The sequence below is a fragment of the Rhodococcus sp. NPDC003382 genome, from assembly GCF_053589135.1.
This window is the reverse complement of the sequence record NZ_JBSFRH010000022.1, coordinates 94,219-104,332: the sequence shown is the minus strand read 5'-3', so window position 1 is coordinate 104,332 and position 10,114 is coordinate 94,219. Positions and strand designations below refer to the sequence as shown.

The 10,114-nt window shown below is 69.3% G+C and carries 8 protein-coding genes and 1 tRNA gene; 1 reads left to right on the top strand and 8 read right to left on the bottom strand.

The window, feature by feature from the left end; translation table 11 throughout:
• Positions 1–102: 102 nt before the first annotated feature.
• The 7 genes from ACWDUD_RS16635 to ACWDUD_RS16605 are packed head-to-tail and all read right to left on the bottom strand — an operon-like array spanning position 103 to position 8,238.
• Positions 103–1,452 carry a wax ester/triacylglycerol synthase domain-containing protein gene (locus ACWDUD_RS16635; RefSeq protein WP_248673954.1) on the bottom strand — a complete coding sequence of 450 codons (1,350 nt, stop codon included), beginning with the start codon at positions 1,450–1,452 and terminating at the stop codon, positions 103–105.
• Between the two features lie 22 nt (positions 1,453–1,474).
• Complete coding sequence (locus ACWDUD_RS16630; RefSeq protein WP_450110006.1) at positions 1,475–2,680, bottom strand: vWA domain-containing protein; 1,206 nt, start codon at positions 2,678–2,680, stop codon at positions 1,475–1,477.
• On the bottom strand, positions 2,680–3,570 hold the full coding sequence (locus ACWDUD_RS16625) for an AAA family ATPase (RefSeq protein ID WP_450110005.1): 891 nt from the start codon (positions 3,568–3,570) through the stop codon (positions 2,680–2,682). Before ACWDUD_RS16625 ends, ACWDUD_RS16630 begins: the two co-directional genes overlap by 1 nt.
• The gene (locus tag ACWDUD_RS16620; RefSeq protein ID WP_450110004.1) at positions 3,567–4,442 is read right to left on the bottom strand and encodes an XdhC family protein; all 876 of its coding nucleotides are present in this window, start codon (positions 4,440–4,442) and stop codon (positions 3,567–3,569) included. Before ACWDUD_RS16620 ends, ACWDUD_RS16625 begins: the two co-directional genes overlap by 4 nt.
• 19 nt (positions 4,443–4,461) lie before the next feature.
• Positions 4,462–6,858, bottom strand: a complete 2,397-nt coding sequence (locus tag ACWDUD_RS16615; RefSeq protein WP_450110003.1) for an aerobic carbon-monoxide dehydrogenase large subunit — start codon at positions 6,856–6,858, stop codon at positions 4,462–4,464.
• Positions 6,855–7,352 (bottom strand): (2Fe-2S)-binding protein, encoded by a 498-nt coding sequence (locus ACWDUD_RS16610; protein WP_248673958.1) that lies wholly within the window; start codon positions 7,350–7,352, stop codon positions 6,855–6,857. The genes ACWDUD_RS16615 and ACWDUD_RS16610 overlap by 4 nt, the downstream gene beginning before the upstream one ends.
• 4 nt (positions 7,353–7,356) lie before the next feature.
• Positions 7,357–8,238: an FAD binding domain-containing protein gene (locus ACWDUD_RS16605; protein WP_450110002.1), complete on the bottom strand. Its 882-nt coding sequence runs from the start codon at positions 8,236–8,238 to the stop codon at positions 7,357–7,359.
• 145 nt (positions 8,239–8,383) lie between these two features.
• Here ACWDUD_RS16605 and ACWDUD_RS16600 point away from each other — a divergent pair.
• Positions 8,384–8,460: transfer RNA gene (locus ACWDUD_RS16600), tRNA-Arg, on the top strand.
• On the opposite strand, the gene ACWDUD_RS16595 is transcribed toward ACWDUD_RS16600, so the two are convergent.
• Positions 8,426–10,114: a recombinase family protein gene (locus ACWDUD_RS16595; RefSeq protein WP_450110001.1), complete on the bottom strand. Its 1,689-nt coding sequence runs from the start codon at positions 10,112–10,114 to the stop codon at positions 8,426–8,428. The genes ACWDUD_RS16600 and ACWDUD_RS16595 overlap by 35 nt on opposite strands.

Below are 10,114 nucleotides of genomic sequence, written 5' to 3'. Positions count from 1 at the left end.
CGTCTCACGGTGTACGGCGGCCCGACGGTGTGGGGGGGGGGGGCGAAGCGGGGGTTCGTGGGGGGGGGGTCCTGCCCCCCCCCCACCCCCACACCGCAGGGGTCAGCGCTGCAGCCGGGCGAGTATGTCGGCCAGGTGATTTGCCAGCTCGACCTGCTCGGGGACGATCGCGGGATCGGCCACCAGGGTGATCCCCAGCTCGCCCGCGTACGACAGCACCGCGAAGGTCACACCCGCGTTGCCGGGGGTGACCACCAGCGGCACCAGCGACCGCACCCGGAACCCGGCCAGTTCCACGGGCTCGGCCGGGCCGCGCAGATTGGTCACGAACGTGTGCACCATCCGCTGGTGATCGATGAACAACCGGAACAATCCGAGCCGGCTGAGCGCCCGGAACGCCGATCCGAGCGGCCCGCCGGACGACGCACGATCCGGAAGATGTTCGCGGGCAGCGCTCGTCGCCGCGACGATCCGCGCGAGCCGGGTCTCGTCGTCCGCGATCGCCGGTACCGAGACGGGGCGGACACCGGTGGCGTTGCCGAGACGGTCCGCGGTCGTGCTGCGGCGCCCCGAGATCGGCACCGACACCACCAACCGGTCGGGATGCTCCCCGCGAGCTCGCAGGACAGCCAGCATGGCCCCGGTCACTGCCGTCACGACGACATCGTTGACGGTGCCGTGGTGGCGGTGCGCCAGGGATGTGACGTCGGCCAGCGGAACGGTGATCCGTGTGAGACGCCGTCGGCTCGACGTCGGCCGGTTCAGCGAGGTCGGCTCGACGAGGCGAGGCCACCTTCGGCCGAAACCGAGTTCGCGCAACCCCGCGAATCCTCGGCGCATCGCGACCGGGAGCGCTCGCACGGCGGCGAGCTTCGCTCGCGCGGCATCGGCCGCCAACGTCTTCCGGCTCGGCGGTGGCTGCGGGAAGACCGGGCCGGCGACCAGCGGTCCGCCGTCGGTCAGCGCCGCCAGCACCGCCAAGCCGCCGAGGCCGTCGGCGAGCACATGGTGCAGGACCACGATCAGGGCACTTCGTCCGCCCGATCGGTCCGTCACCAGTCGCGCCTGCCACAACGGACGGTCGTGAGGAAGGGGGGTGCAGACGAATTCGGCTGCGAGGTCGAAGAGTCGGCGTTCGTCTGCCGGTACGGGCCAATCCTGTTCGGCCAGATGCTGTTCGAGGGTGAAACCCGGGTCGTCGACCCACACCGGACGGCCACAGCCGAACGGCACTCGCTGCAGTCGCTGTCGCAGCCGCGGAATCGAGGGAATCCGCTCTGCAAGGTGCGTTCTCAGCGTCGACAGATCGGGCCCGGGCGCTGCGTCGAACTCGAGGATCGCACCGATGTTCATCGGTACCGGTCCACGATCGGTCGCGAGCACGGTGAGGTCCGCCGGACCGGCACGCTCGATCCGGACCCGGTTCGATGTGTCGGGGTTCGCGTTCGACACGGAGATCACCTCCAGCACCGGATCATCGCGCCGCGACGACGGTTTCGAGCACGTCGTGCAAGGCGCCGAACGTGTCCGCGGGCAGCAGCGCATCGCAGTACGGCAGCGCCGCGGCCATCGCCCCGGTACTCGGCGTGAAGCCCGGGCTTCCGGCGCGGGGATTGAGCCACACGACGCGGTGCGCGCGACGGCGGATCCGCGCCATCGTCCGCGCCAACGCGGCCGGTTCGTCGCTGTCCCAGCCGTCCGAGGCGATCACGACGATCGCGCCGCGCAACAGGTGCCCGCGGTGCGATCCGAGGATCTCGGCGAGACTGCCCGCGATGCGGGTGCCGCCGAACCGGTCGGCGACCTTCGCGTTCGCCTCGTCGACGGCCCGCTCCACGGAACGGTGGGCAAGGGTCGCGGTCAGACGGGTCGGCGCGGTCGCGAATGCGAAGACCTCCGCATCACCGGACCGGACCGCCGCCCGCATCAGGTGCAGGTAGATCTCGGCGTAGCCGCGCATGGACCGGCTCACGTCGCACAGCACCACGATCCGGCGGCGGCGCCTGCGGGGCTGCGAATGCACCAGCCGGACGAGTTCGTAGCCGGTGTGCCGGGACCTCGCGATGCTCGCGCGCAGGTCGATGCGTCCGCTGGTGCGCTGTTCCCGACGGCGTGACCGGCGGGTCGGCCACCGCACCGCGAGTTGCTCCAGCGCGGCGCCGAGATCGCGCAGCGCCGCCGGATCCATGTCCCCGAACCTCTGGTCCGCGGACCCCGCCAGCGCGGAGGCCAGCTGCTCCCCCGGCCTGGTGCCGTCGCGGGTATCCACCACCGCGGAACGGGTGATCCACGGAACGGAGGCCGCGGCGTGGGAGGTGGAGGCACGGGCGTCCGCGGCGTTCGGCTTCCCGATCGGATCGGCGCCGTGCCGGGCGCTGTCGTCGGGCCCGGTGCGCCGCGCGTGCGGATCCAGTTGCAGCGCGGCGTGATCGAACACGGCGGTGAACGCGTCGTCGAATCCGGCGAGGTTGTCGTAGCGGTCGACGAGCGACAGCCGCGCAACCCAGTACAGGCGGCTGCGGGTGCGCGGCGGGTGCAGGTGCAGCGCGCGGCTGAGGGTCGCGGACGCGTCGGCGGGCACCGCGACACCCCCGGCACGCAACCGGTCGACGAGCGCGACCGCGAATGCGGCGCGGTCGACACCGCGCAGCACGCCTCCGTCGTCGGGTTCCTGCGGCATCACGGGGTTCCCGCGAACTCCCCGTAGGCGCCGCGGATCGTGTCGAGGTCGTCGGGGGTCTTGGCGAGGGCGGCCAACCCGGTCGCGTCGGACCGCACGAGATCGGAGACGCCGAGCGCGGCGAGCGCGGACACCCAGTCGATGGTCTCGGCGATCCCCGGAGCCTTGTCCAGGTCGAGGGTGCGCACGGTCGCGACGAACTCCGCGGCGCGGGCGATCAGCGCCGCGTTCGCGACGGGCACGGTGCGGCGCAGGATCGCGACCGCTCGTTCCCGGTCGGGATAGTCGATCCAGTGGTACAGGCAGCGGCGGCGCAGTGCGTCGTGCAGATCGCGACTGCGGTTGGAGGTGAGCACCACCACCGGCCGCCGGGTCGCGGCGAGGGTGCCCAGTTCCGGCACGGTGACGGCGAACTCGCCGAGGAATTCGAGCAACAGCGCCTCGAATTCGTCGTCGGCACGGTCGATTTCGTCGACGAGCAGCACCGGTGCGGTGGGGCCGCGGTGTCGCACGCACTGCAGGACGGGCCGTTCGAGGAGGAATTCCTCCGAGTACAGGTCGGCCTCGTGCAGGGTGTCGCCGCGAGACTCGGCGAGGCGGATGGCGAGCAGCTGCCGCTGATGGTTCCAGTCGTAGAGGGCTTCGCTAGCGGTGAGCCCCTCGTAGCACTGCAGCCGGATGAGCGGCGCGCCGAGTGCCAGGGCGAGTGCCTTGGCCGCGGTGGTCTTCCCCACTCCCGGTTCGCCTTCGAGCAGCAGCGGCCGGCCGAGTTCGACGGCGAGGAACAACGCCGTGGCGGTTCCCTCATCGAGCAGGTAGTCGTGCGCGTCGAACCGGCGGATCACATCGTCGACGTCGGTGAACGTCGGGGCCGGGCCGGGCACCGTCACGCCGCGTGCTCCTTCTCGTAGGCGCGGCGGCAGCCGGGGCAGCAGAACCACACATCGGTGCCGTCGCGGTTCAGGTGCGGGGTGGAGTCGGTGACAGTCACGGTCATGCCGCACACCGGGTCGACGGCGGTGATCGGCTGCGGCGCGGACACGGTCGGTGCCACCTCGCCGCTGCGGATCGTGCGCACCACGTCCGCGACGATGGACAGGCCGATCTCCGCGGCGGTGCGGGCTCCGATGTCCAGGCCGGCCGGGGTGTGGATGCGGGCGAGTTCGGCGGCGGTGGCGTCGAACTGCTCGAGGACCGCGGGCCCGCGCTTGCGGCTCGCGACCAGGCCGATGTACGCGGCACCGGCGTCGAGGCCGGAGCGGATCACCGCGGCCTCCTCCCCGCCGAGGCTCGCGACGATCACGGCGGTCGCCCCGTCCGGCACGTCGGTGCCGGGCAGCCGGACCACGGCGAGGTCGAGGAGCTCCCCGAACGCCGCGACCGCCTCGGCGATCGGTGACGTCCCGAAGATCGCGAGGATCGGCGCCGGCAGTTGCGGTTCCAGGAAGATCTCCATGGCGCCTCCGGATTGGCAGGGATTGACCGCGACGGTCGCGCCGGGCGCCTCGGGAAAGTCGCCCGCGTCCCCCGGCAGCACCCGCAGCAGCACACTCTCACCGGTATCGAGCGCCTCGCGAGCGGCGACGCGCACGGAATTCTCGGTGCACTGCCCACCGACGAAGCCCTCGATGGTGCCGTCGCCGAGCACGAGCGCGCAGTCCCCGGATCTCGCGGACGTCGGCTTCTGTGCCCGCACCACGGTGGCGCGGACGAACGGCCGGCGGTCGGCGGAAAGCTGCGCGGCCCGCGCGGTGAGGTCCATGGTTCTCTTCACCCTCCCGTCAGATCGGTGGTGTCGCCCGGCCCTGCATCGCCTCCCACACCCGCGACGGCGTCAGCGGCATGTCGGCGTGCCGCACCCCGAACGGTTTCAGTGCGTCGACGACGGCGTTGACGACGGCAGGCGGGGACCCGACGGTCGCGGACTCGCCGATACCCTTCGCGCCGATCGGGTGGTGCGGCGACGGGGTGACGGTGAATCCGGTCTCGAGGTGCGGCACCTCGAGCGCAGTCGGGATCAGGTAGTCCATGAAGGAACCGCTGAGACACGTTCCGTTCTCGTCGAATTCGATCATCTCCATCAGCGCCATCCCGATGCCGTCGACGATGCCGCCGTGCACCTGGCCCTCGATGATCATCGGGTTGATGCGGGTGCCGCAGTCGTCGACGGCGAGGAACCGCCGCACCTTCACCTGCGCGGTACCCGGGTCGATGTCGACGACACAGAAGTACGCGCCGTACGGGTAGGTGAGATTCTCGGGGTTGTAACAGATCTGGGCTTCGAGCCCGCCCTCGATCCCCTCCGGCAGGTCGCCGGCGCCGTACGAGCGCATGGCGATGTCCTGGATCGTGACGGCCGCGTCGGGGTCGCCCGCGACGTGGAAGCGTCCCTTCTCCCATTCCAGGTCGGCGACGGACACCTCGAGCATCCCGGATGCGATGATCTTCGCCTTGTCGCGGACCTTCCGGGCGACCAGCGCGGCCGCGGCGCCCGAGACCGGGGTCGAGCGGCTGCCGTAGGTGCCGAGCCCGAACGGGGTGTTGTCGGTGTCGCCGTGCACGACGTCGATGTCCTGGGGTGGAATGCCCAGTTCCTCGGCGACGATCTGCGCGAACGTCGTCTCGTGGCCCTGCCCCTGCGTCTGCACCGACAGCCGCACGACGGCCTTGCCGGTCGGGTGCACGCGCAGCTCGCAGCCGTCGGCCATGCCCAGGCCGAGGATGTCCATGTCCTTGCGGGGCCCGGCCCCGACGGCCTCGGTGAAGAACGACATGCCGATGCCCATGAGTTCGCCGCGCTCGCGCCGCTCCGCCTGTTCGCGGCGCAGCTCGTCGTAGCCGATCATGTCCATGGCCTTGCGCATCGTCGTCGCGTAGTCGCCGGAGTCGTACTTCCACCCGGTCTTGCTCATGTACGGGAACTGGTCCGGGCGCAGCAGGTTCTTCAGCCGCAGCTGCGCCGGGTCCATGTCGAGGTCGTAGGCGAGGCAGTCCACGAGCCGTTCGACGAAGTACACGGCCTCGGTGATGCGGAACGAGCACGCGTACGCGACGCCGCCGGGCGCCTTGTTGGTGTAGACGGCGGTCATGTGGCAGTAGGCGGCTTCGATGTCGTAGCTGCCGGTGAACACGCCGAAGAATCCGGCCGGGTACTTCACCGGGGCCGCGGTGCCGTTGAAGGCGCCGTGGTCGGCGAGGACCTGCGAGCGGATCGCCAGGATCTTGCCGTCCTTGGTGGCCGCGATCTCCCCGACCATCACGTAGTCGCGGGCGAATCCGGTGCTGACCAGGTTCTCGCTGCGGTCCTCCATCCACTTGACCGGTTTGCCGGTCAGCAGCGACGCCACGATCGCGCACACGTAGCCCGGGTAGATCGGAACCTTGTTGCCGAAACCGCCGCCGATGTCCGGGGAGATCACCCGGATCTTGTGCTCGGGCAGACCTGCGACCAGCGCATACAGGGTGCGGTGCGCGTGTGGGGCCTGGCTAGTGGACCACAAGGTCAGCTTGCCGGTGACGCGGTCCAGGTCGGCGACGGCCCCGCAGGTCTCCATCGGTGCCGGGTGCACGCGCGGGTAGACGATCTCCTGGCGGCTCACCACGTCGGCCTTCGCGAACGCGGCGTCGGTGGCGGCGGCATCGCCGGTCTCCCAGTCGAAGCAGTGGTTGTCGGTCTTGCCGTCGAGGTCGTCGCGGATCACCGGCGCGTCCTCCGCGAGTGCCCGGCGGACATCGATCACCGGGTCGAGCTGCTCGTATTCGACGTCGATGAGCTCGAGCGCGTCGCGCGCGGAGTAGCGGTCCTCGGCGACGACGAACGCGACCTCCTGCCCGAAGAACCGCACCTTGTCGGTGACGAGGACAGCCTGCACGTCGTTGGACAGGGTCGGCATCCACGCCAGGCCCTTGGCGGCGAGGTCGGCGCCGGTGACAACGGCTTTGACCTTGGGATGCGCCTGCGCGGCGGTGGTGTCGATGCTGACGAGTTTCGCGTGTGCGACGGGGGCGCGCAGGATCGCCAGGTGCAGCATCCCGGGCAACTGGACGTCGTCGACGTAGTTGCCGCGCCCCCGGATGAAGCGGGGATCCTCCTTGCGGAGCATCCGGCCGTGCCCGCACGGTGTGCGGTCGTTGTCTACGGTCTCGGGATCCTGCCGGTCGGGTTCGACGGCGGTCATGACACTGCTCCCTCGGATTCGGTGAGCTGTTCGGCGGGGGCGTGTTCGGCGGCCCAGCGCACCGAACGCACGATGGTCGTGTAGCCGGTGCAGCGGCAGATCTGGCCGGAGATCGCCTCGCGGATGGTGGCTTCGTCGGGGTCGGGATTGCGGTCGAGCAGGGCGCGCGCGGTGATCATCATGCCCGGCGTGCAGAACCCGCACTGCAGGCCGTGACACCGCATGAACCCTTCCTGGACCGGGTCCAGCACGCCGTCCTTCTCGAGCCCTTCGACGGTGAGGACGTCGTGCCCGCCTGCCATCGCGGCGAGCGTCGTGCACGACTTGACGGGTTCACCGTCGACGGCGACGACGCAGGTGCCGCAGTTGCTGGTGTCGCATCCCCAGTGGGTTCCGGTGAGCCCCAGGTGGTCTCGCAGGAAGTGCACGAGAAGCGTCCGAGGTTCGATCTCCGCGGTAACAGGCTCCCCGTTCACCGTCATCGAAACCTGCATGAGTTCAGCCCCTTTCGGAAACTGCGAGCCGTTCGACGGAGCGGCGCAGCGTGCGTACGGTCAGTTCCGACGCGAGATGACGCTTGTAGTCGGCTGTTCCGCGCTGATCGGCGTCAGGGTTGCACGCGGCCGCGGCTCGCGCGCCGGCCTCGCGGAACAGTTCTTCGGAAGGTTCGGCGCCGCGCAGGAATTCGCCGAGTTCGGCGAGCGCGTCGGGATCGGGACGCACCGCGGTGAGCGCGACCCGCGCCTGCTCGATCGTCTTCCCGTTCATCCACACTGCCGCCCCGGCGGCAGCGATGGCCCAGTCCCCCGCACGCCGTTCGACCTTCGCGTATGCGCTGGATCCGTTGCCGTGGCGCGGCAGGCGCACCTCGACGAGCAGTTCGTTGCTCGCGGCGGCAGTCTCGTAGGGACCGAGCTCGAAGTCGGCGAGCGCAAGCTCCCGGGTTCCGGACGGTCCGCGCAGCACGCACGTGGCGTCGAGCGCGGTGCACACCGTCGACAGATCCTCGGCAGGATCGGCCTGGCACAAGGACCCGCCGAGGGTGCCGCGGTTGCGGACGACCGGGTCGGCGATCACTTTCTCCGCGTCCCGGAAGATCGGGAACACCGCCGCGAGTTCGTCGGACTCGAGCAGTTCGCGGTGGCGCACCATCGCGCCGATCCGCACGACGTCGTCACCGACGTCGATGTAGCCCAGCTCGCCGGCGAGGTCGTTGATGTCTATCAAGAACTCGGGGTTCGCCAGCCGCAACTTCATCATCGGCAGGAGGCTGTGACCGCCGGCGATGACCCTCGCCTCGTCCCCCAGCTTGTCCAGCAGCGCGATCGCGTGGTCGACGCCGGTCGCGCGTTCGTACTCGAATGGCCCTGGTACCTGCATGTGAAACACCTCACATCCGGTTACATGCGCAGTGTATCGTCGCGGCAGGATCCTGCAGGAGAATCGGGCGATTCCGACCGGATCGACAACTCACCGCCTGCCCGAAATTCCCGATCACGGGCAGAGCAGATACGATGCTCCTCGCGCCTCCGTAGCTCAGGTGGATAGAGCAAGAGCCTTCTAATCTCTAGGTCGCAGGTTCGAATCCTGCCGGGGGCACCAGAATTGTTTCATTCAAACCTTCGTCCCAGGACGAAGGTTTGTTGTTTCTGCTAATTACCTCCGTTAACGACGGCATAGCCGACTCGTCAGGCCCCGTCGCACGCTCCCCCGCATCACCGGTTGCCGCGTTTCCGGTGAGCGTCTTGAACGGCTCGTGCAGCGTGACGCGCACGTCGTCGTCCTCGACGTAGATCTTCTCGAAGAACGCCTGGTTGTAAAGCCGACGTACGTGCGGCCCGGCTGCCAAGTAGCCGCGGTAGCAGTTGGTGGCATAGTCCAGCGCCCGTTGCAGGTTGGCTTCGACGTCGTCGATCGCCACGTTGGCCGCTGACAGCCGCTCTTCGACTGCGCCCAGTTGTCGCGCGATGCGGTCCTGCTCGCTCTTGAGGAGGTCAAGCGGCACGGCCCCGGCGTAATGGGCCTGGAGCAGCCGGGTGCGCTCGGTAAGGAGCCGCTCCTTCTGATTCGAAAGGTCCCGCACTTCGGCGTCGATGCCCGCACGCGTGGCCGCAATCTCGGCCCGCAGCCGAGCTTCGATCTGACGCCGCACCTCGGGATCGAGTTGGATCGTCCGATAGGCGTCCTCGACCAACTCCTCGACTACCGAGATGAGCACGGCTTTGCGGGTGCAGCCGTTGCCTTTGCTGTGGCGCCCCAAGCAGATGAAGTAGGGGTAGACCGTGCCGTAGCGGTTCTTGGACATCGTCACGATCAGGCGGCTGCCGCAGCCGCCGCAGAAGACGCTCGACTTGAGGTAGTGCGGGTGCTCACGGGAGCGCTCGCCGGTAGCCCGAGCGTCGAGCACCTCCTGTACGCGCGCCCAGGTGGCTTCGTCGATCAGCGGCTGATGCCGGCCCGGGTACTGGACGCCGCGGTAGGTCACCTCGCCCTTGTAGTACGGCGTCCGCAGGATCTTGTGCACTGAATTGATTGCCAGCGAGCGGCCCGGTGACCGGGTAGTTGGGCGTGAGGTCAGGCCGCGCTCTTCCAAGGCGACGGCGAGACGGCGCAGTGTCCAGTCCCCCGTCGCGTAGGCCTGGAACGCCCAGGTAATCAGCGGCGCGCGGTCCGGATCGATGGCGACGGTGCGAACCTCGCGCCCCTCGGCGTTCAAGGCGGCGACGTTGCGGTAGCCAAGCGGCGCTTTGCCGGGCGTGCCACCGGTCTTGACCTTCTGTTCCATCCCCTTGAGTACCTCGGTGGCCAAGTTGCGCGAGTAGAACTCGGCGATCGAGCTCATGATGCCGTGCAGCAGCATGCCCGAGGCGGTCTCGTCGATGTTCTCGGTGGCCGAGACCAGCGTGGCACCACTCTTGCGAATCGCCAGGTTGATTTCGACGTCGTCGACGCGGTTGCGCGCCAGGCGATCTACCTTGTGTACCAGGACGTAGTCGACCGGGTGGTCCGCGATGAAACGGAGCAGTTTCTGCAGTTCCGGGCGGTCGGCCGAGCGGGCTGATTCGCCCCGGTCGACAAACTCTTCCACCACCACAGCGCCGATGGCCGTGGCCTTGCGGCGGTTAGCTTCGCGCTGCGCCGGAATCGAGTAGCCCTCCGGATCGCCGTCCCGCTCGGCCTGCTCCTTGGTCGACACCCGGATATAGGACACCGCTACCGCCGGTTCGGCTGGGTCGGTGCGTTGCGACGGGTTCAT

What these genes read in the sequence shown, in the direction of transcription:
- ACWDUD_RS16595 (WP_450110001.1), bottom strand. Translation starts at nt 10,114, where the DNA reads ATGAACCCGTCGCAACGCACCGACCCAGCCGAACCGGCGGTAGCGGTG.
- ACWDUD_RS16610 (WP_248673958.1), bottom strand. Translation starts at nt 7,352, where the DNA reads ATGCAGGTTTCGATGACGGTGAACGGGGAGCCTGTTACCGCGGAGATC.
- ACWDUD_RS16605 (WP_450110002.1), bottom strand. Translation starts at nt 8,238, where the DNA reads ATGCAGGTACCAGGGCCATTCGAGTACGAACGCGCGACCGGCGTCGAC.
- ACWDUD_RS16630 (WP_450110006.1), bottom strand. Translation starts at nt 2,680, where the DNA reads ATGCCGCAGGAACCCGACGACGGAGGCGTGCTGCGCGGTGTCGACCGC.
- ACWDUD_RS16620 (WP_450110004.1), bottom strand. Translation starts at nt 4,442, where the DNA reads ATGGACCTCACCGCGCGGGCCGCGCAGCTTTCCGCCGACCGCCGGCCG.
- ACWDUD_RS16615 (WP_450110003.1), bottom strand. Translation starts at nt 6,858, where the DNA reads ATGACCGCCGTCGAACCCGACCGGCAGGATCCCGAGACCGTAGACAAC.